Source organism: Dehalococcoidia bacterium, from assembly GCA_040902535.1.
Lineage (GTDB): Bacteria > Chloroflexota > Dehalococcoidia > DSTF01 > JACRBR01 > JBBDXD01.
The window spans coordinates 164,327-187,689 of record JBBDXD010000018.1 but is presented as its reverse complement, the minus strand read 5'-3'; the positions used below and the strand labels follow the sequence as shown (position 1 = coordinate 187,689).

Sequence of the window (23,363 nt, the reverse complement as noted above, 5' to 3'; positions counted from 1 at the left end):
TCAAGGAGCTGTGGCGTCGGAGCACGGCAGCGGACATCAAGGATCGACGGCTAGAGTTCCGCGATAAACACCGGGTCGCTCGTCGGTTGCGCGCTGCCGTCGCGTGGCTCGATCGTGATCGCGAGCGCATCGGCAGCCAGTGCGTCGTACGGGATCGCCATCGATGCGCGGCCGGACTCGTCGATGTTCATCAGCCCCAGGCTCACCGCTTGCCCATCGCGCATGGACCACAGTTGATACGCCTGCCGCGACGCGTCGAGCGGGCTGATGCCGTGCGCTATCACAACGGCTTCGTCCGTCTCGCCGAAGTAGACGACCATGCCGGAGTTCTCGCCGTTGGCCGACTGCAACGGCGCCCACGTCGTGATCGCCGAGGCGAACTCGCTAACGCCGTCGTCGTCCAACCTGTTCATCAGCACGACGTTCCAGGCGAGCAGCCCTCCGATCGCCGCCACCAGCACCGCAGCCACCGCGCCCCAGGCATAGCGCCAGCCGCGCGACGTATCCCGTGCCGCGCGCACGGCACGACGCGGTCCGCGCACGATCGACCGCGGCGCCGCTGCGTTCCTCGTTTGTGCTTGCGGTGCTTCGCGCACCGCCTCGAGGATGCGCGCACGCAAGCCCTCAGGCGGCTGCATCGGTTCGACGAGCGCCGGCATGCGCGCCGCGAGCGCCCGCATCTCGACGGCTTGCGCCGCGTGATTCGCACACGTCGCGATGTGCGCGCGCAACTCCGCCGCCTCCGCATCGGGAAGCGCGTCCAGCGCGTACGCGCCGATCAGCTCGTCGGCCTGCTGGCAGTTCAATCCAACACCCTCGGTCGCAGGTGGTCGCGCATCTTCTCCATCGCGATGCGCAGCCTGCTCTTCACCGTGCCCAGCGGGACGCCCATCTCCTCCGCGATCTCGACGTGCGTCAGCCCGCGAAAGTACGCCGCTTCGACGGTCAGGCGCTGGTCCTCCGGGATCTGACGCACCGCCTCACGCACTGCTTCTGCCTCCAATGCCCACTCCGCCAGCGCTTCTGGCTGTCCCTCTGTGCCGATCATGAACTCTTCGGCGCCTTCGGGCATCTGGCGCTCCGGACGGTTACTGCGTCGCCGCACGAGGTCGATCGCCTTGTGATGGACGATCGTAAGCAGCCAGGAACGTACTTGCCCGCGCTCCGGATCGAACCGGGGCGCCTGCCTCCACATCGAGACGAACGCTTCTTGCACGGCGTCTTCCGCCATACCCGCGTCACCGGCGATCCGGTACGCCAGCCCGTACGCGATGCCTCCGTAGCGGTCGTACAGGGCCGCCAGCGCACCGTCGTCGCCCGATTGGACGCAACGCAAGAGGGCGGCATCGTCCCGTTCTTCAGTAGTGTTTCGCTCGCGCTGCCGTTCCAGATCACGCTCCCTGTGCGGCAAGGTTCCTTGCAGGCATCGCACTCCGCTGCAGTTTACGCGCGGTCTGCCCCACCGTCGCCTGGTCGTGGCAGGCGCTCCTCGTTTGCCGAAGCACCGCCTCCCACTGCCCAGGTTGCCTTCGTCCGGCGCTCGACGGCCGGTTCGCGGTACTGTGTAGGCACAATCGACATAGCTACCGCAATGGGAGACCCCGTGACCGATACCAGCAGGCAGATGCGGCGCGTCGTCATCACGGGCGTCGGCGCCATCACGCCCGTCGGCAACGACGTCGAGACGTTCTGGGCGAACCTGCTCGCTGGCAAGAGCGGCATCGGCCCGATCACCCACTTCGACGCTTCGAAGCACGCCGTCCAGGTCGCCGGCGAGATCAAGGGCTTCGACCCCGCCGAGGTCATGGACCACAAGACCGCCCGGCGCTCCGGCCGCTTCGCGCAGATCGCGCTGAAAGCGGCGAAAGAGGCGCTCGTTTCGGCGAAACTCGAGCCCGATGCCGCGCTCGCGACCGAGATGGGCGTCATCCTCGCCAGCACCGGCGGCGTCTTCGAGATGGGCCGCCAGGAGACCATCATCGAAGAGCGCGGCCCGCAGCGCGTCGACCCCCTGATCATCCCGAAGTGGGGGCCGCACATGTCGGCCGGCCGCGTCGGTCGCCAGCTCGGCTTCCGTGGTCCCAACTCGTCGATTAACAGCGCCTGCGCCTCCGCGACGGACGCGCTCGGGCACGCGTTCAACATGATCCGCACGGGTTCGGCCGACATCCTGCTCGCAGGCGGCACCGAAGCGATTATCACGCCCGTGGCCGTCGCCACCATGGGGCTGATGGGCGCCCTCTCGAAGGGCTACAACGCTACGCCGGAGAAGGCGTCGCGGCCGTTCGACGCGAAGCGTGACGGCTTCGTGCTGGGCGAAGCCGCCGCCGTGCTCGTCCTCGAATCGGAGGAGCACGCGGCGTCCCGCGGCGCCACGATCCTCGCCGAGTACATCGGCCAAGGTTGGTCGTTCGACGCCGCCGATGACGCCGCACCCGACGCCGAGGGCCAGTCGCTGGCGATGATCCGCGCGTTGAAGTCGGCGGCCATCGACCCCGCCGACGTGTCGTGGATCAACGCCCACGGCACCGGAACGCCGTACAACGACAAGACGGAGACCGCCGCCATCAAGCTCGCGTTCGGCGACGTCGCGTATAAGCTGCCGATCAGCTCCATCAAGTCGATGACCGGGCACTCCGCCGCCGCCGCCGGCGCCGTCGAGGCCGTGGCGTCGATCATGGCGATCCGCGACAACAAGATCCCGCCCACGATCAACTACGAGTTCCCCGACCCCGAATGCGACCTCGACTACGTGCCCAACGTCATGCGCGAAGCCCTGGTCGACACCGTCCTCAGCAGCTCCTTCGGCATGGGCGGCCAGAATGCCACGCTCGTGCTGCGGCGGTGGCGGGGATGAAGGCAGTCTCCGTGATGGCGGGCAGAGAGACACGGCTACTCATTTCGCAGCGCTCTGAACAACCTCCCGCGCTACCGCCTTGCTCACCTCCCAGAACATGCGGGCGTCATCAATCGTCAAGCGTTTCGCATGGCGCAGCTGTTTGGACGGGTGGATGTAGTTGCGATAATCGCGCAGTACTTCGCCGACGTCTTTCGCGGATTCAGATATCCACCCCAATTCGTGGACGACGTTGATATAGTCCTTGAGCCCCCAAGCTGACAGCGGTAACGTCTTACGCTGATGGTCCAGCGGAGCCGCCTTCGCCTTAAAGATGGGTGCTTGATTTGATTCGCGCGTGATGCGGGCTAGTAAAAGCCCTTCAATGAGCCCGCCCATCATAACCGTCGCGGCCAAAGAGGCTCCGGCATCAAGGCACGCAACGCATTCTCGCCACCGGTCGACGAGGATATTCCGCATCTCTGGGTCTGCGATGAGCGGCGAGAACGACGGGGGGTCGTCAGCGGTGGGAGTTGACCCACTGGAGCGCGCCGCGACGCCGGCGACCCGAAGTTTCGCTAATGCGCCGCGTATCTCTTTGAGCGTCTCGTCATAGCTTGCGCGGCCAGTGGCGCGATCAGTACTGCTCAACAACTGGCGGTAGAAGTCGTCCGCCGCTTGGAACGCCTCCATCTGCGCCAGCTGAGCAAGGTCTTTACTGTGGCCGTTGAACCATGCGAGGGCGTACGCCTTGGCGGTGCTCCTTTCTTCGCCGGATCTAACCTGACGGTTGGTTCCTCGTTTGAGCAGCTTGCGGAGTGTGTCTACTTCGGCAATCGCGCTGTCGATGACATCGGAAGGAGACGGCATGTCTGCACCAGCGCCTTATCGTGCGCGCTTCTTGGTGGCGGTTCGCCGTTTCACCTGCTTGCTGCCTTTGGTCTTCGTGGCCGTTGTAGCGCGTCCGCTCCGCTTTCTGGTTCGTCCCGAGAGGGCTGCCGCGTTATCCGAAGGCAGAGCCATGGCTACGAGGTTTTCGCCAACCGTGTTGATTGCGTACGCGCCGCGCTCGCCGCGATCGAGAAACCCTTGGCGATGCGCGTTCACGAGCGTCTGTGCGGGATATTTGAGCCGCTTACGCCCGACCTGTCGGCATGCTTCCTGCAGGTCCTCCTTGGTAATGCTGTCCTTCTGAGCGTCGGGGACGGCTTCGAAGCGATAGTAGTAGGCCACCACCGCAGCGAACTGCGTATCCGACGACGGCTTCTTTGTTTCATGGAACGTTCGAATGTCGGGAGTCTGAGCCGGAGTTGGTGGTTCATCGGGCGAAGGTGGAGAATGTGCCGCGGTACGGGGTCGCGGTGGTGGTTCTGAAAGGCCGACCAACTCGCGCGCCCAACGAAGGATCAGCTCCTGGTCTTCGGCTTCAAACCCCGCCAAGGCTTCTGCGACCTTGCGCACGGTGTCCAACTTGTCAGGCTTCTGCCCACCGCTCATAGACGAGACTCCCCATGCTTAAGCGAGACGCGGTCTGTCGGATCAACGCGCTGTTTAGTGTCCGAACGAATGATCTATTGATCGATCTACTCGATCAATCCAAATCGTGTCAAGCGGTGTCCTCCGCCCAGATCTGATCGATCTCCTGATCGATATGCCATAATCTGCCCCGGCTGAGGCCGGATCGCGTGATACACTCGCCCCTGCCGATACTGATCGTGGGCCAGATCAGTTTCTGCCGGACCCGTGCGAGCCCGCACGTTTGGGAGGCCGCGAGCGTGCCACGTCAGCGAAGGCGCAAGCCATCGGCGATTGAACTGCCGCTCCTGCCGAGACGGCGCGGCATCCTCTTCCCCAACACCTCCGGCCCCATCCTGGTCGGCCGCAAAACCTCCCTCCGCGCCATCGATGAGGCGTCTGGCGCCGACGGAATCGTCGCCGTGGTCACCCAGCGCGACCCGTCGATGTCCGACCTGGCCGAGCGCGATGTCTTTCCCATCGCCACGGAGTCGGTGATCAACCGCGCGCTGCGCCTTCCCGATGGCACCACGCAGGTCTGGGTGCAGGGCTTGCGCCGCCTCCGCGTCCTGGAATTTACCGGCAGCGACCCGTTCTACCGCGTCGTCGTCGAGCCGATCGATGAGGACGAAGACGCCACGTTGCAGACGGAAGCGCTGAAGCGCGCCGTCCTCGCGCTGTTCGAAAAAGTGTGCAAGCTCGCGCCGAGCGTCCCCGAAGACGCTTACGTCATGGCGCTGAACATCGAGCGCGTCGGCTGGTTCGCTGACTACGTCGCTTCGTGCCTGAACCTCGACGACTTCGAGGCGGAAGACCTGCTCAGCACGCTTGAAGCGCGCGAGCGGCTCGAAAAGCTGAGCATCCACCTCGCGAAAGAACTCGACGTGCTTGAGCTGCAGACGAAGATCCATTCGCGCGTCCAGGAAGAACTCGACCGCACGCAACGGGAGTACTTCCTCCGCGAGCAGATGAAGGCCATCCAGAAGGAACTCGGCGAAAACGACCCGAACGCGCGCGACATGTACGACATCCGTGACCGCATCACGGCGGCCGGCATGCCGGAGCCCGTCCAGAAGAAGGCGGAAGACGAGTTGCGGCGCATGGAGCAGATCCCGTCGGCGTCGCCGGAAGTCGGCATCATCCGCACCTACCTTGAATGGCTGATCAGCGTGCCCTGGTCCGTCGCCACGGAAGACCACCTCGAACTGCGCGAGGCCGCGAAGATCCTCGACAAGCACCACTACGGCCTCGAAAAAGTGAAGGAGCGCATCCTCGAATACATGGCCGTGCGCTCGCTCGCCAAAGAGACGATGCGCAGCCCCGTGCTCTGCTTCGTCGGGCCGCCCGGCGTCGGCAAGACAAGCCTCGGGCGCTCGATCGCCGAGGCGCTCGGCCGCCGCTTCGTGCGCGTCAGCCTCGGCGGCATCCGCGACGAGGCGGAGATCCGCGGCCACCGGCGCACCTACGTGGGCGCGCTGCCCGGCCGCATCGTCCACGGCATGCGACAGGGTGGCACGATCAACCCGCTGTTCATGCTCGATGAAGTGGACAAGCTCGGCACCGACTTCCGCGGCGATCCCTCATCGGCGCTGCTCGAAGTGCTGGACCCGGAGCAGAACAACGCCTTCTCCGACCACTACCTGGACGTCGACTACAGCTTGTCGAGCGTCTTGTTCATCGCGACGGCGAACATCCTGGATCCAATGATCCCGGCGCTGCGCGACCGCATGGAGGTCATCGAACTTCCCGGCTATATCGAAGAAGAGAAGCTGCATATCGCACAGCGCTTCCTGGTGCCGAAGCAGTTGCAGGAGCACGGACTCTCGCAGTACCAGCTCTCGTTCACCGGTGGTGCTCTTAAGCGGATCATCCGCGAGCATACGCGCGAGGCGGGCGTGCGCGGGCTGGAGCGCGAAATCAGCGGCATCTGCCGGAAGGTCGCCCGTCAGTTCGCCGAGGATACGGCGACCAAGGTGCATGTAAACACCTCGATGGTCGCCCGGTACCTGGGGCCGCAGAAGTTCTTCTGGGGCGCCGCCGAAGAGCGCGATCAGGTCGGCGTCGCGACGGGCGTTGCGCGCACGGAACTGGGCGGTGACGTGCTCGGCGTCGAGGTGACGTTGATGCCCGGCAAGGGCGGACTCACGCTCACCGGCCAGCTGGGCGAGGTGATGCGCGAGTCAGCGCAGGCCGCGCTCTCGTACGCACGGTCGCGGGCGTTCGACCTCGCGATCCCGCTGGAGCTGTTCGAGAAGACGGACATTCACATCCACGTCCCGGCCGGCGCCGTCCCGAAGGAAGGCCCCTCGGCCGGCATCACGATCGCGACAGCGCTCATTTCTGCGCTTACTAAGCGTCCGATCAGCCGCCAGGTCGCGATGACCGGCGAGATCACGCTGCGCGGCCGCGTGCTGCCGGTTGGCGGACTGAAGGAGAAGGTTTTGGCTGCGCACCGCGCCGGCATCAAGACGTTCGTGCTTCCGAAGCGAAACGAGAAAGACCTGGACGATGTCCCGGCGGCGGTGCGGCGTGAGTTGCACTTCGTCTTCGCCGGCGACATGACGGATGTGCTGCGCGTTGCGTTGAACGACGCACGCCGGGCCGAAACCGAAGCGAGGCACCCATGAACTGGATTGACGCGGCTATCGTCATTATCTTCCTCTTCTTCATCGTCACCGCGTTCCAGGCCGGCCTCATTCGCGAAGTCATCGGCATCACGAGCGTCGTGCTGGGGGTCGTGCTTGCAGGCCTCTTCTACGATGACGTGGCGGATTCCGTGCTCTCGCCCATCGATAACGAGACCACGGCAGCGGTGATCGGGTTCCTGGTGATTTTCATCGGCATCGGCCTCGCAGGGCAGTTGGTGGCGATGCTCATCCATCCGGCGGTGGTGATCATGCAGCTCGGCATCGCCGATCAGCTGCTCGGCGCCGCATTCGGTGCGGCCAAGGCCTTCGTCATCATCGAAGCGCTCCTGATTCTCTTCATCACGTACCCGCGTTACGACATGGAAAAACGGATCGACGATTCTGAATTCGCGACAGCCATGCTCGACGCGGCGCGACCGGTGTTGCGCATCCTGCCGGACGAGTTCACGACCAACCTCGATCGCTTCGAGGAGCGCGAGATCGACCCGCTGCAGTAGGCGAGTCGTAAGTAATAAGTGGTCAGTTGCAAGTGGTATGCGGCCGAGCGCAAGCTCTACTTGCAACTGAGGACTTACGACTCCTGCGTCACATCGCCGTGCAGAGTTGCAGTAGGCGAGGGGTAAGTGATAAGTCGTCAGGCGTAAGTGATTGCGCAACCCCTACTGACAACTTACAACTGAGAACTCACGCCTCCCACGTCACATCGCCCCGCAGATCGTCGCCGTGTGGCTTCGATGCGAAGACAGCGTACTCGCGCTTCGAGTCGGCGATCGTCGTGTTGTCGCCGTGGCCCGGCAGCACGTCCGTGTTGTCCGGGAGCGGATGAAGCCGCGACGTGATCGAAGCGATCATCTCCCTGAGCGCGGCATTGCTGTCGGAGCGACCCGGGCCGCCGGGAAAGAGCGTGTCGCCGCTGATCAGCACGTCATGGTCGGACGTCGGCGCGAGCAGGCAAATGCTGCCCGGCGTGTGGCCCGGCGTGTGCAGCACGCGCACCACAGTGTCGCCGAGGGCGATCTCCTCGTTGTCCGTGACGGTGCCATCGACCTTGGTCGCGTATGGCTGCCGGTCCGCTTCGTGGCAGAACACCGGCACGCCCAGGCGTTGCTTCACAAGGTCGATATTCGCCCAGTGGTCGCCGTGCCGGTGCGTGACGATGATGCGCTGGACGTCGTAGCCCTTCGCCGCTTCGAGAGCTTTTTCGCTCTCCAGCGGCGCATCGACGAAGATCGCCTGCTTCGTCCCCTCGTCGGCGAGGATGTACGCGTTGTTGGCGTACGGCCCCAGTGGCCCGATCTTGATCACCTCGATAGGCATCGTGTACCTCCGGTGCTGCAGTCCTGCGTCGATCGTATCGCAGGCTCAGCCGGGAAGCGACACACGGCGCCGGCTCACCGTTAGGAGGCCATGTCGCTCGAGCGCGGCTACCAGCGCCTGCGTATCCGCGATCGTAGGCGCTGCTGCGCCGCCGGCGATCAGCGCCGGCAGGCGCGCCACGTTGATCGAATCGCCCGGCGGCAACGCCCGCAATACGTCGATGATGCGGCCGCGGTAGTAGCGCGTCGAGCGTTCATACGGCGCTTCGTGCTTTCGCACGACGCCGGCGCGATAGACCGGGCGCGGCTCGGCGACCTGCCGCGACGTCCCAGCGTAACGTTCGCGTGACGCACACCATTGCGCCACGACGCACTCACCGCATTTCGGGCGCACGCCGCATACGCGCGCCCCGTAGTCCATCAGCGCCTGGTTCCACCGCGCCGGGTCCTTCCGCGCGACCATCGCATCGGCCAGCGTCTGCAGCGGCTTGCCGTCGATCGCCTCGCCGCCGCTGAGGCGCCCGAGGACGCGACGCACATTCGTATCGACGCAGCCCGCGGCTTCTCCGAAGGCAAACGATGCGATGATCGCCGCCGTGAACGGGCCGATGCCGTCGATCGCCGCGAGATCCGCTCGCCGCCGCGGCCAGCCGCTCGTTGCGATCTGCCGGGCTGCGCGATGCAACCGCACGGCGCGCAGGTTGTAGCCCATGCCGGCCCACACGCGTATCACTTCGCCCGTCGATGCGCCCGCGAGCGCTTCGACCGTGGGGAACGCCGCGACGAAACGCTCGTACGAAGGCATGACGCGGCTCATCTGCGTCTGTTGCGCCATCACCGCCGCCACCAGACACTCGTACGGGTCGCGAGTCTCGCGCCAGGGGGCGCGCAGCCCGTGCTTCGCGTGCCATTTGAGCAGCGCGCGCTGCACAGCCGCCAGGTTCGCCACAGCCTGAGTCACGGGCGGAGTATAGGGCTGTTCCGCGATCGACACCTATCCGCGATCCCCGCGAACGCGGGCGATACCGCTCGCGATCTAGGCTCAATCGAAGCGCCACATCAAGGAGGCATACGGATGAACGAGTTTTCGGACGACGACGAGACGCCGACGGCCATGGACGATTGCATCGACTGGTGCGCGAGGTGCCACGATATCTGCCTCCAGACAGTCAACTACTGTCTCGGCATGGGTGGCGAGCACGCATCGCAGGACCACATCCGCCTTCTGCTTGACTGCGCGCAGATCTGCCGCACGAGCGCCGACTTCATGCTGCGCGAATCAAGCGTGCACGGAGCGACGTGCGCCGCGTGTGCAGCCGTCTGCGACCGCTGCGCAGAGGACTGCGAGCGGTTCGAGGGCGACGAGATCATGCAGGCATGTGCCGAGACGTGCCGCGGCTGCGCGGAGGCGTGCAGGGAGATGGCCCGGCTCGCGAAGGCCGCGTGACTTAGTCCCGCGCCGACTCGAAGGCTTCACGGGCGCCATCATAGCCGCGACGCGCGGCGTCTTTCACGACGCCCGCCGCTTGGCTCGCCGCATCTTTCGCGCGCCGGTCGAGCGTGTGGTTCCGGCGACGGCGCATCATCCACAGAAAGCCCAGTCCGGCAAGGCTCACCGCCGCCACAGCGCCCACCGTCCCGCCTGCGATCCGCCTGCGCTTCGCCGCCGGATCGTAGTCGGCGCTCCGTGTTGGCACCGAGTACTCGAATTCGCCGGATCGTGAGTCAGCCATCTGGAACTCCGGCGGATCACTCCGCTGCGTGGACGCGCGTCCCTCGTCGGCGAGGCTTCCGGTGTCCGTGAGTTCCTCGACGTCATGGCCGCGCTCCGCCGACAGTGCCGCGTCACGCATCGGGTCCACGCCGTAGCTGCGCAGTTCCTCTTCGACCGGTTCTCCCACGGTGCCGCCGGTATCCGGCGGTGTGTACTGCGAGCCCTCAGGATGCGTGTGCGGCAATTGCTGACGCTGTTCCGCGAGTTGCTGCTCCATGCGCAGGCGCTGCTCCCTCTGCTGCTCCCGCGGGACGGCGGCATCCACGAGCGCTTCCTGCGTCGTGTCCTTCTCGGCATCCAGGCCGGGCTGCCCCAGCTTGTACGCGTCGATCTCCCGGCGCTCGAAGCTCATCGAAACGCGCTCCGCCGTCGCGTCCGTGACGTAGTCGCGTCCCAGCCAGATGTCCGGCGCGCGCGGCACATCGACCTTGAACGACACCTCGCCGACCTCCGCGACGGTGCCGATCGATGCGTCATCGGCCGTGAACACGTTTGCCCCGCTCGTGATCTCCGGCAGGCGTGCCCGCTTCAGGGGATCCTTTCTGAGAAACATACCAGTCCTCCCAACTCCGATCTCATCGAGAGCGTACGTGGGATGGCGTGTACGGATGGCAACCTTGCACCGACCACGATTTCAGTTTCATGCAGGTTGCGCCGAGAAGGCGCCGGTTGTGAGCTGGGACGCTATCCGCCGGCGTCGTCGTCACGCGGCAGGTCGCGTCGCTGCCTCGCCAGCTGTTCCTCCATCCGGCGACGCTGCGCGATCTGTTCGTCTTCGGGCAGCACGTTATCGGCGAGCGCTTCCTGCGCCGGATCAGCCGCGGCCGTTGCGCCCGGATGAGGGAGCTTGTACGCCTTCAGGTCGGATTTCGTGAAGCTCATCTCGACGCGTTGCTCTGACGTCCCGATCACGTAGGCGCGGCCCAGCCAGTAGTCCGGCTGCATGCGGACATCTACCTTGAACGAAGCATCCGCCACGTCGGCGACCATGCCCAGCGACGCCCCGTCCGACGTCACGACCTCAGCGCCTGGAATCACGTCCGGGAAATTCGTCGTCGCCATCGCGTCCTCCTTGACCGCCCCGAAATGAGGTGCATCACCTTGAGCGTACGCCGCGCCGTGTATAAGGACGCCATCCATCGCGGCCAGAGTAACGTTGCAACTGGGTGAAAAAACGACCGGACTCGACCGACATGGCCCTGTAACGTACGATCTCGTCGCAGCGGACAGGTCTCCGCCCCGTGGTCGCGCTGCGAGCAGAGCCGCGCCCGGAGGGTGATACTTGGCGATCGAGATCACACCGCACGTCACAAGCCTTCACGTCGACCTGTCCTGGTTTCCGCAGCCGTACCCGCCCAACGTGTTCCTCGTCCGCGACGGCAACGCAGCCGCCATCATCGACTCGGGATTCAGCGACGACGAGTCGTTCAACAGTCGCATGGAGGTGCTCGGAAACCTCGGCGAAGCGAAGCTCAAGTACATCATCATCACGCACCACCACTACGACCACTCGAGCGGCGCCCACCGTCTGCGAGACGCGACGGGCGCGCAGATCGTCGTGCACAAGGACGAGGAGACGCTCCTCCTCAACCCCGACGAAGGCAGTGGCGATGTCGAGATTCCGGAGGAACACAAGGAAGCGCGCGAACAGGCGAAGAAATGGCGCGCCGAAGCCGCGAAGGCCACGCCCGACGTCCGCGTGAACGACAATGACGTGCTGAACGTCGGCTCGCTGCGCCTGCGATGCGTGCACGCACCGGGCCACACCGCCGGTCATCTCTGCATCCTCCTCGAAGATGACAACGTGCTGTTTGCCGGCGATAACGTGCTCGGCGTCGGTACCGCCGCGATCTCGCCGCCGCCGCACGGCGACATGGCCGAATACATCCGCTCGCTTCGCAAGATGCAGTCGCTCGATGCGCAGATGCTGGCGCCCGGTCACGGCCCGGCGGTCAAAGACCCGAATCGCAAGATCCAGGAGTTGATCGACCACCGGCAGCAGCGCGAGGACCAGATCGTCGGCCTGCTCGCAAGCGGCAAGGACAGCGTGAAGTCGCTACTGAAGTCGATCTACCCGGAGCTCGACAAGCGGCTCATGGGCATGGCGCAGGGCCAGGTGCTCGCGCACCTGCACAAGCTCCAGTCCGAAGGCAAGGTCACGCTCGAAGGCAAGGGCGCAGAGACGAAGATCATCGCGAAGTAGACCGGTTCTCGCTCAGCCTTCTAACCTCCAACTTCCAGCTTACGACAACCGCTCGAGCGCCTCGCGCTCGACGATGCGATACACCTCCGAGAGCGGCATGGCGTGCGTCTCCGCGAGCCTGCGGCACGCTTCGTACTCCGGTGCGGCCCGAGGTGGCTCGCCCGGCAGCCGCTTCACCTTCACCGCCGCCGGCCCAAGCGTCGAGTCGAACTCGAGCACCTCACGCTGCGCCTCGTGCCGCCGCACCGGCGTGACACGCATCCCCAGCGTCGAAGTCTCGCGCAGGATGATGCGCGCGATCGCATCTTCGCGTTCGACCGAACAGATCACCGAGAGCAACATGCCGGGCCGGTTCTTCTTCATCTGTATGGGCTGGATCCATGCGTCGGCGGCGCCTGCCTCGAACAGCTTCTCCTGCACGTAGCCCAGAATCTCGGGGTTCATGTCGTCGATGTTCGTTTCGAACAGCAACGTGCCGCCGGACGGCGCCTCGACGACCTCGCCGACCCAGAGCCGGAGCACGTTCGGCCAGCCCTCCGGATCGCGCCCGCCTGCGCCGTAGCCGACGCCGTCGACCCGCATCGCCGGCCGTTCGAACGTCGCAAGCTCCGTCACGAGCGCCGCACCGGTCGGCGTCACAAGCTCCATCGGCCGGTCGCCGCTCGACGCAGCGACCGGCGCCTTTGCCATTGCGATCAACTCGAGTGTTGCCGGCGCCGGCACCGGCAACACGCCGTGCGCCGCGCGTACCGTGCCTCCGCCCGCCGGCAATGCCGAGCAGTACAGCGCGTCGATGCCGAGCAGCCGGAGCCCGATCGCGCCGCCGACGATATCGACGATCGAATCGAGCGCACCGACTTCGTGAAAATCGACCTCTTCCGGCGCAATGCCGTGTACGCGCGCTTCGGCGTCCGCAAGGCGGCGGAAGACCTTCGACGCCCGCTCGCGATCGTCCGCGTGCAACGACGACGCGTCGAAAAGGGCGAGCACGTCCGGCAGCCGGCGGTGGGGCTGTGGCGACTCCACCAGGTCGACGTGCGCCCGTGTGGCGGCGATCCCGGCGCGCGTCACGCGCTCGGCACGCAGACTCCACCCGGCGACGTTGAGCCTCGCCAGCTCGGCGTCTAGCTCCGCGAGCGGCACGCCCGCGTCGAGCAACGCCCCGAGGAGCATGTCGCCGCTGATGCCGGAGAAGCAATCGAGATAGCCGGCACGAGTCAAGTCAGCCTCCGCGCCCCAAGCGTACCGCGCGCGATGAGATCGTCCGCGCCCAAGCTTGACGCGATCGGATTCGAGCGCGGGCTTTCAGCCCGCGCGGCATAGCAGCACACGCATCGACCGGGGAAACGCAGCGCCATCGGCGCGCGGTCGGATCGGGCGCGCCTCCGGCGGCTCCGCTTTTCCCTGCCAACCGACCCTTCCGCCGCGGGTTCCCACCGCGGTTAATCGAGCGCGGGCTTTCAGCCCGCGCGGCACAGCAGCACACGCATTCGACCCGCCCGCCGACGCGCTTTACGCGCCGTTGACTCCCCGCCGCGGTGTACGATGGGCCGATGCGACATCAAATCGACGAGCGAGAAGCACGGCGGTTACTCAGCGGCGGCCCCGTCGTCCTGGTAACCACGTCCTGGCGAGGCAATCCGAACATCATGCCGGCCGTCTTCGTGTCGCCGCTGAGCATCGACCCGCCGCTGATCGGGATTGCCGTGCACCCTGCCCGGCACACGCACGACATGATCAAGTTCAGCGAAGAATTCGCGCTCAATGTTCCCACGCGCCAACTCCTCCATCACGTCCAGTACGTCGGCAGCGTCAGCGGTGTGGAACTCAACAAGATGGAACTCACGCGCCTGCCGGCCTTCGCCGCGCGCAAGATCGATGCACCGCTCCTCGAAGGTTGCGTCGGCTGGATCGAGTGCGGCGTCCACGACGCGTTCACCATTGGCGACCACACGCTGTTCGTCGGCAAAGTCGTTGCTGCGCAGGCGGAGAAGGACGCGTTCGGCGAGACGTGGCTCCTGGGCGATCCCGAAGAACGGCCGCTTCACTATCTCGGCATGAACTTCTACGCGACCCTCGGCGAGCGCCTGGAAGCGCGCATCCCCGAGTCCGCCGACATTAAACGCGACGTCGAAGAAGGCGTCGCGACGCTCGGCGATGAAGAAGACGTGGAGCAGCGGCGCGAGCAGGCGGAACACGATGCCGAGCGCAAGGAACGCGGTTGATCGCGCGCCCCGTCCAGGCATCAATGAGAGAAGCCGGACGTCCCCGCGACCGCCCGGCTTCTCCGATCAGCCGATACGCTGATCCTGGTGCACCGGCTGGGGTTTTTGTGTCCGCCCCCACGCCGATGGACGCAGCATAGGCTCGCCCTGTTAACGCACCATTAGCGCCGATTAATGCCCCTCGCAGATTGCCCCGGTTCCCGGGCCGAATGGCGGCTTCCCGCGGCCCTGCCGATACTCCTTCGAGGAGGAAGTCATGCGTCTCGTCGTTTTGGCGACTGTGCTCGCGCTCACGTTCACCGCCTGCCTCGGCGACGGTGGCTCCGACGGCGGGGTCGTGGTCAACGACCGTGCCGAACTCGAACGCCGCGACGCTGACCTGCGCCGAACCTTCGAAGACGCCATCGAAACGTTCCTCGATGGCGACGTCGAGGGCTTCTACGAACACTTCAGCTCGGACTTCCAGTCGCGCTGCGAACGCAACGACTTTCGCGCCATCCTCGCGTTTGCAACGGTCTTCATCGGCGACCTGAGCGACCGCGATGCCACGGTGGACATCACCGACGTGCGGTTCGAGGACGACCGTGCCTTCGTCCAGGCGAAGATCGACGTCGAAGGCACGGAGTTCGATGATGCCGAAGGCGAAGGCTCGTTCTCAGACTTCTGGGTGCTCGAGGACGGCGAGTGGAAGGCCGACACCGACGAAGAGGACCCCTGCGATCTCGGCGATGGACTGTTCGGCGAGGCCACCATCACCGCCGGCACGGACGACGATGACGATGACGCGCCCTCCGGCCCTGGCCGGTCTCGCGGCGAAGCCGTCGCCATCGGCGAGTCGGTCATCACCAACGATCTCCAGTTGACGGTGCTCAACGTCAACCCCGACGCGGCCGCCGAGGTCATCGCAGAGGACGACTTCGTCGCCCCGCCGTCCGCCGGCAACCGCTACGTGCTGATACGCCTCCGCGCCGAGCACGCCGGTGAGGGCGAGGAGACGCGTTCCGTCTCAGGCAGCGACTTCTCGCTGACCGGATCGCGCGACCTTGTGTATGACAACTTCGAACACGGCTGCGGCTTCTACTCCGGCGAGATCAACGGCGAAATGTTCCCCGGCGGCTCGCTCGAAGGAGCGGTCTGCTTCGAAGTCCCGGCCGATGAGACGAACCTCATCCTCATCGCCGCGCCCTTCTTCTCGTTCGACGATGGCGACAAGCGGTTCCTGGCCCTGGAATGAGCCCCTGCGCCGTCGCGCTACAATGAGGTCATGCTCGATCTGACCACGCGAGGCGACTTTGCCCGGCACCGCCGGTTGCGGCAGTCCGAGGGACTGCGGCGGCTCACCGCGGAGACGCGCCTTTCGCCCTCCGATTTCGTCTATCCGCTCTTCGTCACCCACGGCGCCGGCATCCGCGATGAGATCCCGTCGATGCCCGGCCAGTATCGGATCTCGCTGGACATGGTCCGCCACGAGGCCGACGACCTGCAGCAGCTCCGCATCCCGGCGGTGCTCCTCTTCGGGCTCCCGGCTTCGAAGGACCCTGAGGGCAGCGAGGCCTACCACGACGCCGGCATCGTCCAGGAGGCCGTGCGCGCGTTTAAAGCCGTCGCGCCGCACCTCGTCGTCATCACCGACGTCTGCCTCTGCGAATACACCAGCCACGGTCACTGCGGCGTCATCGTCGATGGCGACGTCGACAACGACCGTTCTGTCGACTTGCTGGCGCGCACGGCCGTGTCGCATGCGCGTGCCGGCGCTGACATGGTCGCGCCGAGCGACATGATGGATGGCCGCGTCGCCGTCATCCGCGAGGAACTCGATGAGGCAGGCTACGTGCAGACGCCGATCATGGCGTACAGCGCCAAGTATGCGTCTGCCTTCTACGGCCCGTTCCGCGAAGCCGCCGACAGCACGCCGCAGTTCGGCGACCGCCGCGGCTACCAGATGGACCCGCCGAATGCCCGCGAGGCGCTGCTCGAGATCGAAGACGACATCAACGAGGGCGCAGACATCGTCATGGTGAAGCCGGCTCTCTCGTACCTGGACGTCATTGCGCAGGCGCGCGAGGCGTTCGATACGCCGCTCGCCGCCTACAACGTCAGCGGCGAGTACGCGATGTTGAAGGCCGCCGAAGCGAACGGCTGGATCGATGGGCCGCGCGTCATGATGGAGATCCTCACCTCGATCAAGCGCGCCGGCGCCGACATCATCATCACCTACCACGCCAAAGACGCCGCAAGGCTGCTCGCGCAGCAGTAACCTCCGCACTCCGGCTCCCGCTTCCCGCTCCCACTCGCTACCCTCACCCACGATGCCCACCAGCGCCGTCCCCAGCACCCTCTTCGCGCCGCGCTCTGTCGCCATCGCCGGCGCTTCTTCGAATGTCGACAGCCCCGGCCACGATTACGTGAAGGCCATCATCGGCGCCGGCTTCGCGGGTGCGATCTATCCGATCAACCCGCGCGCGACGGAGGTCGCCGGCCTCCCCGCGTACCCGTCGCTCGCCGAAGTGCCCGGCGATGTCGACCTCGTCATCTCCTGCATCCCCGCCGATGCCGTGCTCGAACTGATCGATCAGGCCCGCGCGAAGCACGTCACGACGCTGCATCTCTTCACCGGCCGCTTCAGCGAGACCGGCGACGCAGCGGCGGCGGACCTCGAACAGCGCGTGCTGGCGGCGGCGCAGCAGGCGGGCATCCGCATCCTCGGGCCGAACTGCATGGGCGTCTTCGACTCGACGAGCGGGCTCTCCTTCCGTCCCGACCTCCCGCAGCAGCGCGGCGACGTGGCGTTCATCAGCCAGAGCGGCAATAACAGCGTCGAGCTCATGCTTCATGGCGCCGCGCGCGGCCTGCGCTTCAGCAAAGTCGTCAGCTATGGCAACGCGCTCGACATCACCGAGGCCGACCTGCTGCTGCACCTTGCCGAAGACCCGCACACGCGCGTCGTCGGCGCGTATATCGAAGGCACGCGCGACGGCCGGCGGCTGTTCGAAGCGCTGCGCGCGTGCGCCGCCGCGAAGCCCGTCGTCATCCTGAAAGGCGGCCGCACGGGCGCCGGATCCCGGACCGCCGCATCGCACACGGCGGCGCTGGCGGGGCAGCGGCAGGTGTGGAGCGCGGCGATCCGGCAGGCGGGCGCGCTCGAAGTGCTGACGTTCGACGAGTTGATTGACATGCTCGTGGCGTTCGCGAACCTCAGCGGAGCGGCTGGCCGCAATGCGGGCGTCGTCGGGGGCGGCGGCGGTCGCGCCGTGCAGTCGGCCGATGTCTGCGAGGAGGCCGGCCTGCACGTGCCGAAGCTGCCCGACGAGATCCGCGCGGTGCTTCGAGAGAAGGCGCCGCAACTGGCAGACTGGGTGGACAATCCCGTCGACCAGTCGATCCTGGCGGGGTCGGGCGTGTCGGGCGCGCGCGTGCTGGAGATGATGCTCGCGCACCCGGCGTTCGACGTGCTGATCGCGAACGTCGGCGAAGACTGGGTGTTGGGCCGCCCGGACGCCATCGAACGCATGGCGCACCTAGTGCAGCGCTTCGTGCAGATCGGCGAACGGGCGCGCGAAGCGGGCAAGCCGCTGGCGTTCGTGCTGGGCACCGCCGATTCGCCCGACGAGACGAAGTGGCGCGCGGTCGAGGGCGGCCGGCGGTTGCTGACGGACGCGCGGCTGGCGGTGTACCCGTCCGTCGACCGCGCAGCATCGGCGCTCGCGCGATATGTCGCCCGCAGCGAAGACGGCGCGTAGCCGTCGTCCCGGCGCCTCGCCTTGCTGCAAATTTGATTGCTTGCGCTTTCCGGGCGCGCTTCGCACGTGTTCGAAGCTGATCTTGATTGTCCGTTTTGATTGAGTGCGCGGGGGAGGGCAACCGCGGCGGCGGAGGGGCACGCTCTTTGGGGGACGGGAACCACAGAGGCACAGAGGCACAGAGTGTTTGGGCATTTCGGGGACGGGAACCGCAGAGTCGCAGAGAAGCAGATGTGTTTGGGCATTTCGGGGACGGGAACCGCAGAGTCGCAAAGAAGCAGAGGTGTTTGGGCATTTCGGGGACGGGAACCGCAGAGTCGCAGAGACGCAGAGGTTTCTTGGGGGATGTTTCGAGGACGGGGGCCGCAGAGTCGCAGAGACGCAGAGGTTGTTTGGGTTTTTCGGGGACGGGGACCGCAGCGTCGCGGAGACCCAGAGGTTGTTTGGGTTTTTCGGGGACGGGAACCGCCGAGGCGCAGAGGCACAGAGGTTGTTTGGGGGTGGGGGCGAGTGTGCTGGTGTTCATGCGAGCGGGGGGTCGCTGTATTCCTCTTCCCACCACTCGAGGAGGTCTTCGTAGTAGCGGCGGTGGAGGGCGCGCTGGACGCGTCGATGGGCGGCGGTGATGGTGCGGGAGACGCCCGGCGTCACGGGCTCGTAGCGGTTGGTGAGCGGGTTGTAGGGCGCGCCATCGGTCTCGCGGAGGAAGACGATGGGGCCGCCGTCGGCGTCTCGCTCGATGGCGGGCGGGGGGACGATCCACGTGCCGTGGGGGAGCGCCATGACGAGGCGCTCGATGCGGCGGGCGCGGGCGTTGCGGAGCCTGCGGAGGCGCCTGCGGGCGTACTCGTGCTTCGCGTCGGTGATGGGGACGCCCTTGAGGGCGTGCTTGACGAGCGCGGAGGTATCGCCGCCGCGGGCGCCGACGCGCATCATTTCGACGATGAAGCGTTGCATGACGGGGTCGGTGGCGAGGGCGCGCAGGTAGGCGAGGAGCCTTGGCGAGCGGCGGCCGTTCTTGAGGCCGTTGAGGTTGCCTCGCGGGGCGCCGGCGCCGGGCCGTTTGCCTCCCCAGGTGGCGGGTGAGTCCATCGGTCTTTCAGTCTTCAGTCAGTCGTTCAGTCAGTCAGGGTGTTGCGGCGGTCAGCGGTCAGCCTGTTTGGGTGGTCCGCAGATGGGGACAGATGGCCGCAGATGCGGGTTTGGTTGGGGGCTAGTGTAGTGCGGGGGTGGGGTGGGGCTAAGGGGGTTGTGTCACTGGGGGGATGGGTGATTTGAAGATAGTCTCGCGAACGCTGATCCGAAGCACGGCGTGTCGGCTTCGGCGGCTCAAGGAGTGACATAAACGGCACCGAGATGCCGAGGATCCTGAGGTAGAATCGTGGCGGCACCGAGCAACAACCTGTGGAGGAAGCCATGCCAAGGTGGGGATTAGCGCCAGAGCAGAGGGAACTTGCCCCGTGGAGCCTGCCCCCAAGAGTGCTGGTGCCGAAGAAAGTCATCACGGATCCGGTACACGGCGATATCTACCTCAACGAAATCGAGCGAATGTTCCTTGACTCGCCGCCGATGCAGCGGTTGAGGCGGGTGCGGCAACTCGGAACGACTCACCTCGTATATCCGGGTGCGACTCACAGCCGATTTCTCCACGCGGTGGGCGCGTTGCGTGCCGCGCAAGACCTTCTGGATGCCGTCGTCTCCCAAGGAGACGGTCTACATCCTGTACGTGACCTGTTCCAACAATGGAAGGCGGACCCTGCAGACTACGCGCTAAAGCTCGCGGAAGCGACAGTACTCGCGCGGTTAGGCGCGTTGCTCCATGACCTCGGTCATGTCGCGTTCGGACACTCTATCGAGGACGACCTCAAGATCCTGGATGCCCACGACAAGAACGTAGCCCGGTTTGACTACTTCTGGGCGCAGATCGAGAACCATGACGAACTCGGAGAATTGATCGCGCCGGAGCTGAAGGCTGCATTGCGACCGTTGATCCTCTCCAAGGAGATCGAGGATCGCGAGAATCTACCCGAACCTGCGCGGCGCTATAGGTTCGTGGAAGACATAGTCGGGAATACGATCTGTGCTGACCTGCTCGATTACCTCCCGCGCGATCACCACTTCACCGGGTTGCCAGCGAAACTAGGGCACCGCTTCATCGATGGTTTCTATGTAACGCCCAAGGACCATCCCTACTTACCCATGCGCATGGCGATCCAGATCGCCCGTGATGGACACCCCCGGGCCGATGTGGTTTCGGAGCTCTTCAAGTACCTGCGATACCGCTACGAACTCAGTGAACGCGCGCTAGTGCACCACGCCAAGCTCGCCGCAGATGCGATGGTTGGTAAGGCACTAGAGATGTGGGCAGATCTGCTTTGGGCCGATGCCGCCGCTACCCGATTCCCGAAGGTCATCAAGGCAGCAGACCGAGACCTGGAGATCGACGAGATCAAAGCGAAGGTCCGTCAGTCGCACAGCGCCGAGTTGGCGGCGATCGATGAACAGGTGCGAGACGCATTGGAACTCTCGTTCCGCACGCGAGGCGATGACGGTCTTCTTGAGCATTTGGCGGTAGATCTTCCTAGCGCTAACGGCAGACGTGGCGCCGCAGTCAGTGCCCTCGCGAGCGCTCTGCTCAATAGAAAGCTGTTCCAGCTCGTTGGGCGCTGCTCCAGTCTTGCGATGGCCGCGCAAATCTATGACAAGCACGGCAGCCGCGACTCACGACGGACGCTAGAGCAGGAGGTAGCACGCTTCGCCGGACTTGAGCACCGGTGGCAGGTTGTACTGTGGATTCCGTCGCCGGACATGCGGTTGAAGGCGGCTTCGGTGTTCGTTGACGACGGCACCCAAGTGGCACCTCTCGATCAGGTGGACAAGAGCGGTGCCAACCGTGGCCGAGAGATCTATGCCAGCCATGAGGCACTTTGGGCTTTAAGCGTCTTCGTGCATAGGTCTGTCACGGACGAACAACAAGCCGTGATTCTTGCGTGGCTCGCAGAGCGGTTGAATATCAGATGGGAAGGCGTTCCTCGCGAGAAGCCTAGGGTGGTTGATCTCGCGATCAGGCAGGTGCTCAAAGAGTTGAGCCTCCCGCGGCGGTATGAAGACGAACTGATGGCCGGCGCCGCCGACATCGCCGCCCGGGGCGGCGAAGACACATATGAGGGGGTGATGAGTCGGATGAAGGACGTCGGGCGACATTTCACCCGCGCCCCTGAGGACGATGACGCCTCAGACGGGTCACTTGGTGCCGAACCGAGGTTGATGTGATGAACAAACATCGCTGGCCTCAGTGGCAGTTGGCAGCCGTGCCAAGTGATCGTGTGGCTGAGCAGTTGGCACTCGAAGTACGCGAGTTTTCGCTGGTTGGTTCAGCCTCTTGGAGCGGCCCGTGTGACTTCCAGCAGGTGTGCGAGCGTGCCGGATTTCGTATCAGCTACGTGCCATTAGAGGCGGGCACGGGAGGACATGAAGCGCTCCTCGTGCCGCGTCTCGACGGGTCGTTCGACATTCTCGTCGACGACGATCCGCCACCTCCAGACTCTCTACTCGCTGAATGCGAAGGAGACACGGATGAGCAGCGCGCGCAATACAGAATCGCGCACGAAATCGGTCATAGCTTCTTCTATGACCGCTCCTCGGCGCCACCCCGCCGGCTTATTCCGCCCAGTCCTCAAGAGGAGCGATTCTGCGATCTGTTTGCCTCCGCGCTGCTAGTGCCGCCTGGCGTGACGGCGCGCATCAGCGCGGTGCAGGAAGTCCTTGAATGCAGGAAACGGTTCGAGGTTTCCACGGCCGTAGCAAGCAAAGCCTTAACGCGCGAGCACCCGGGAACGGTTGTAATAAAGGCTACGACGAGGCGACAAGACAAGCCGGAGACGATCCGGCTATTTGTCGCGTGGTCAATCCCTAATCGCTTTGCGCCTGGCACCGTGCTGCACAGTCGTGCCGCCGCGGAAGCGTTCTGTGCAGGTGCCGCGCGGGATGAGGAAACCGTGCGCATCGAAGGGGTGTTGGGACGCTACCTCGTGGATGCCGTCCGAATGCCCGATGTCTCAGAAATCCTCATGGTGATGATGCCCACGCTCCGTCTCGCGCGGAGGCGGCGCTTGCAAATGGCCTTCAATATCTAAGCTCCTCGAGCGCGCCCGCCTTACGAGTCTTCCCTACCTTCCCCACCGCTAGGTGCCACCCCCTTACCCCGCGGCGCGCGCTGCCGACAACAGATGCGGAGGCCCAGCGATGCGGGGCCGCGCATTCGCGCGCGCCCGTCGCAGAGCCTCGAACCTGGAACTTGGAACCGGGGACGAGGGAGGGCTGAACGCTGACGGCTGATAGCTGATAGCTGAAAGCTGACACGCGCAAGGAGGCCACGGTGGCTGTTACTGATGCGGTGATGGACGGGACGCGGCGGACGGTCTCGACCGGAAGCAGCGAGATCGATAAGAAGATGGGCGGCGGCATCCCGGAAGGGTCGCTGATCCTCATCGAGGGGTCGTCGAACGCCGGCAAGAGCGTGATCACGCAGCAGCTCGTACACGGCGCGCTGAACGCGGGCTTCCGGGCGTCGCTGTACACGACGGAGAACACGGCGCGCAGCCTGTTCCGGCAGATGGCGAGCCTGAGCCTCGACGTGACGGACTTCTACCTGCTCGGCGCGCTCAACGTGTACCCGGTGCCGGCGGCGATGGACGAGGAGTCGGCGGACAAGGCGTTCCACAAGCTGCTCATGCACATGAACACGCTGCTCGGCCGCTACGACTGCGTGTTCATCGATTCGCTGACGTCGTTCGTGTCGCAGGTGCCGGAGTCGCACACGCTGCAATTCTTGTCGGCGGTGAAGGAGCTGGTCGACCAGAACATGACCATCTTCTTCACCATGCACTCGCACGCGTTTGAAGAGGCGATGTTCATGCGCATCCGCTCGCTGTGCGATGCGCACCTGCGGCTGCGGACGGAGGAGATGCGCGATCAACTCATGAAGGTGCTCGAAGTGGCGAAGGTGCGCGGCGCCGAGAAGACGACGGGCAACATCATCAACTTCGACGTCGAGCCGGGGCTGGGGATGAAGATCATCCCGGTATCGAGCGCGAAGGCGTAGGG

Annotated in this window: 22 protein-coding genes; 12 read left to right on the top strand and 10 right to left on the bottom strand. The window is 65.3% G+C overall.

What is annotated here, in order from left to right; genetic code table 11:
- Positions 1-50 precede the first annotated feature (50 nt).
- Positions 51-806, bottom strand: coding sequence for an anti-sigma factor (locus WEB52_09050; protein ID MEX2226581.1), 756 nt, complete (start codon positions 804-806; stop codon positions 51-53).
- Positions 803-1,336: a sigma-70 family RNA polymerase sigma factor gene (locus WEB52_09045; protein MEX2226580.1), complete on the bottom strand. Its 534-nt coding sequence runs from the start codon at positions 1,334-1,336 to the stop codon at positions 803-805. The genes WEB52_09050 and WEB52_09045 overlap by 4 nt, the downstream gene beginning before the upstream one ends.
- A gap of 267 nt (positions 1,337-1,603) precedes the next feature.
- Here WEB52_09045 and fabF point away from each other — a divergent pair, with 267 nt between their 5' ends.
- Positions 1,604-2,857, top strand: a complete 1,254-nt coding sequence (gene fabF, locus WEB52_09040) for a beta-ketoacyl-ACP synthase II (protein ID MEX2226579.1) — start codon at positions 1,604-1,606, stop codon at positions 2,855-2,857.
- Between the two features lie 39 nt (positions 2,858-2,896).
- On the opposite strand, the gene WEB52_09035 is transcribed toward fabF, so the two are convergent.
- Both WEB52_09035 and WEB52_09030 read right to left on the bottom strand, forming a co-directional pair.
- The gene (locus WEB52_09035) at positions 2,897-3,706 is read right to left on the bottom strand and encodes a hypothetical protein (protein ID MEX2226578.1); all 810 of its coding nucleotides are present in this window, start codon (positions 3,704-3,706) and stop codon (positions 2,897-2,899) included.
- 15 nt (positions 3,707-3,721) lie between these two features.
- Positions 3,722-4,333, bottom strand: a complete 612-nt coding sequence (locus WEB52_09030; protein MEX2226577.1) for a hypothetical protein — start codon at positions 4,331-4,333, stop codon at positions 3,722-3,724.
- Positions 4,334-4,611: 278 nt separating this feature from the next.
- Between WEB52_09030 and lon the strand changes: the two genes are divergently transcribed.
- Together lon and WEB52_09020 are read left to right on the top strand one after the other, a co-directional pair.
- Entirely contained in the window at positions 4,612-6,978 is a 2,367-nt protein-coding gene (gene lon / locus WEB52_09025; protein ID MEX2226576.1) for an endopeptidase La, read from the top strand.
- Entirely contained in the window at positions 6,975-7,496 is a 522-nt protein-coding gene (locus WEB52_09020; GenBank protein MEX2226575.1) for a CvpA family protein, read from the top strand. Before lon ends, WEB52_09020 begins: the two co-directional genes overlap by 4 nt.
- A gap of 187 nt (positions 7,497-7,683) precedes the next feature.
- Here the strand turns inward: WEB52_09020 and WEB52_09015 are convergent, their stop codons facing one another.
- On the bottom strand, positions 7,684-8,316 hold the full coding sequence (locus WEB52_09015) for an MBL fold metallo-hydrolase (protein MEX2226574.1): 633 nt from the start codon (positions 8,314-8,316) through the stop codon (positions 7,684-7,686).
- Positions 8,317-8,361: 45 nt separating this feature from the next.
- On the bottom strand, positions 8,362-9,276 hold the full coding sequence (locus WEB52_09010; GenBank protein MEX2226573.1) for an A/G-specific adenine glycosylase: 915 nt from the start codon (positions 9,274-9,276) through the stop codon (positions 8,362-8,364).
- A gap of 114 nt (positions 9,277-9,390) precedes the next feature.
- Here WEB52_09010 and WEB52_09005 point away from each other — a divergent pair, with 114 nt between their 5' ends.
- Entirely contained in the window at positions 9,391-9,762 is a 372-nt protein-coding gene (locus tag WEB52_09005; protein ID MEX2226572.1) for a four-helix bundle copper-binding protein, read from the top strand.
- 1 nt (position 9,763) lies between these two features.
- On the opposite strand, the gene WEB52_09000 is transcribed toward WEB52_09005, so the two are convergent.
- Positions 9,764-10,642, bottom strand: coding sequence for a transmembrane domain-containing protein (locus tag WEB52_09000; GenBank protein MEX2226571.1), 879 nt, complete (start codon positions 10,640-10,642; stop codon positions 9,764-9,766).
- A 131-nt stretch (positions 10,643-10,773) separates the two neighbouring features.
- Positions 10,774-11,151 carry a hypothetical protein gene (locus tag WEB52_08995; GenBank protein ID MEX2226570.1) on the bottom strand — a complete coding sequence of 126 codons (378 nt, stop codon included), beginning with the start codon at positions 11,149-11,151 and terminating at the stop codon, positions 10,774-10,776.
- 220 nt (positions 11,152-11,371) lie between these two features.
- Here WEB52_08995 and WEB52_08990 point away from each other — a divergent pair, with 220 nt between their 5' ends.
- A complete protein-coding gene (locus WEB52_08990; GenBank protein MEX2226569.1) occupies positions 11,372-12,292 on the top strand; it encodes an MBL fold metallo-hydrolase in 921 nt (306 codons plus the stop codon).
- Between the two features lie 39 nt (positions 12,293-12,331).
- Here WEB52_08990 and larC read toward each other — a convergent pair whose 3' ends face one another.
- Positions 12,332-13,513, bottom strand: coding sequence for a nickel pincer cofactor biosynthesis protein LarC (gene larC / locus WEB52_08985; GenBank protein ID MEX2226568.1), 1,182 nt, complete (start codon positions 13,511-13,513; stop codon positions 12,332-12,334).
- A gap of 332 nt (positions 13,514-13,845) precedes the next feature.
- On the opposite strand from larC, the gene WEB52_08980 reads away from it, so the two are divergent.
- The 4 genes from WEB52_08980 to WEB52_08965 all read left to right on the top strand — a co-directional run bounded on the left by WEB52_08980 (position 13,846) and on the right by WEB52_08965 (position 18,257).
- Positions 13,846-14,517 (top strand): flavin reductase family protein, encoded by a 672-nt coding sequence (locus WEB52_08980; GenBank protein ID MEX2226567.1) that lies wholly within the window; start codon positions 13,846-13,848, stop codon positions 14,515-14,517.
- A 256-nt stretch (positions 14,518-14,773) separates the two neighbouring features.
- The gene (locus WEB52_08975; GenBank protein ID MEX2226566.1) at positions 14,774-15,751 is read left to right on the top strand and encodes a DUF4352 domain-containing protein; all 978 of its coding nucleotides are present in this window, start codon (positions 14,774-14,776) and stop codon (positions 15,749-15,751) included.
- Between the two features lie 30 nt (positions 15,752-15,781).
- Positions 15,782-16,774, top strand: a complete 993-nt coding sequence (gene hemB, locus WEB52_08970) for a porphobilinogen synthase (GenBank protein ID MEX2226565.1) — start codon at positions 15,782-15,784, stop codon at positions 16,772-16,774.
- 52 nt (positions 16,775-16,826) lie between these two features.
- Positions 16,827-18,257 carry a CoA-binding protein gene (locus WEB52_08965; GenBank protein ID MEX2226564.1) on the top strand — a complete coding sequence of 477 codons (1,431 nt, stop codon included), beginning with the start codon at positions 16,827-16,829 and terminating at the stop codon, positions 18,255-18,257.
- Positions 18,258-18,779: 522 nt separating this feature from the next.
- On the opposite strand, the gene WEB52_08960 is transcribed toward WEB52_08965, so the two are convergent.
- Positions 18,780-19,349, bottom strand: coding sequence for a hypothetical protein (locus WEB52_08960; protein ID MEX2226563.1), 570 nt, complete (start codon positions 19,347-19,349; stop codon positions 18,780-18,782).
- A 393-nt stretch (positions 19,350-19,742) separates the two neighbouring features.
- Between WEB52_08960 and WEB52_08955 the strand changes: the two genes are divergently transcribed.
- From WEB52_08955 to WEB52_08945, 3 genes are all read left to right on the top strand, one after another.
- Positions 19,743-21,530, top strand: a complete 1,788-nt coding sequence (locus WEB52_08955) for an HD domain-containing protein (GenBank protein MEX2226562.1) — start codon at positions 19,743-19,745, stop codon at positions 21,528-21,530.
- Entirely contained in the window at positions 21,530-22,393 is an 864-nt protein-coding gene (locus tag WEB52_08950; GenBank protein ID MEX2226561.1) for an ImmA/IrrE family metallo-endopeptidase, read from the top strand. The genes WEB52_08955 and WEB52_08950 overlap by 1 nt, the downstream gene beginning before the upstream one ends.
- A 242-nt stretch (positions 22,394-22,635) precedes the next feature.
- Positions 22,636-23,361, top strand: coding sequence for an ATPase domain-containing protein (locus tag WEB52_08945; GenBank protein ID MEX2226560.1), 726 nt, complete (start codon positions 22,636-22,638; stop codon positions 23,359-23,361).
- Positions 23,362-23,363: the final 2 nt, after the last annotated feature.

Bases quoted from the DNA above. Each gene is read 5' to 3' on its own strand.
- hemB (MEX2226565.1), top strand. From the start codon at position 15,782: ATGCTCGATCTGACCACGCGAGGCGACTTTGCCCGGCACCGCCGGTTG.
- WEB52_08965 (MEX2226564.1), top strand. From the start codon at position 16,827: ATGCCCACCAGCGCCGTCCCCAGCACCCTCTTCGCGCCGCGCTCTGTC.
- WEB52_08960 (MEX2226563.1), bottom strand. From the start codon at position 19,349: ATGGACTCACCCGCCACCTGGGGAGGCAAACGGCCCGGCGCCGGCGCC.
- WEB52_08980 (MEX2226567.1), top strand. From the start codon at position 13,846: ATGCGACATCAAATCGACGAGCGAGAAGCACGGCGGTTACTCAGCGGC.
- WEB52_09035 (MEX2226578.1), bottom strand. From the start codon at position 3,706: ATGCCGTCTCCTTCCGATGTCATCGACAGCGCGATTGCCGAAGTAGAC.
- WEB52_08975 (MEX2226566.1), top strand. From the start codon at position 14,774: ATGCGTCTCGTCGTTTTGGCGACTGTGCTCGCGCTCACGTTCACCGCC.
- WEB52_09015 (MEX2226574.1), bottom strand. From the start codon at position 8,316: ATGCCTATCGAGGTGATCAAGATCGGGCCACTGGGGCCGTACGCCAAC.
- WEB52_09030 (MEX2226577.1), bottom strand. From the start codon at position 4,333: ATGAGCGGTGGGCAGAAGCCTGACAAGTTGGACACCGTGCGCAAGGTC.
- WEB52_09020 (MEX2226575.1), top strand. From the start codon at position 6,975: ATGAACTGGATTGACGCGGCTATCGTCATTATCTTCCTCTTCTTCATC.
- WEB52_09000 (MEX2226571.1), bottom strand. From the start codon at position 10,642: ATGTTTCTCAGAAAGGATCCCCTGAAGCGGGCACGCCTGCCGGAGATC.
- WEB52_09005 (MEX2226572.1), top strand. From the start codon at position 9,391: ATGAACGAGTTTTCGGACGACGACGAGACGCCGACGGCCATGGACGAT.
- WEB52_08995 (MEX2226570.1), bottom strand. From the start codon at position 11,151: ATGGCGACGACGAATTTCCCGGACGTGATTCCAGGCGCTGAGGTCGTG.
- WEB52_08950 (MEX2226561.1), top strand. From the start codon at position 21,530: ATGAACAAACATCGCTGGCCTCAGTGGCAGTTGGCAGCCGTGCCAAGT.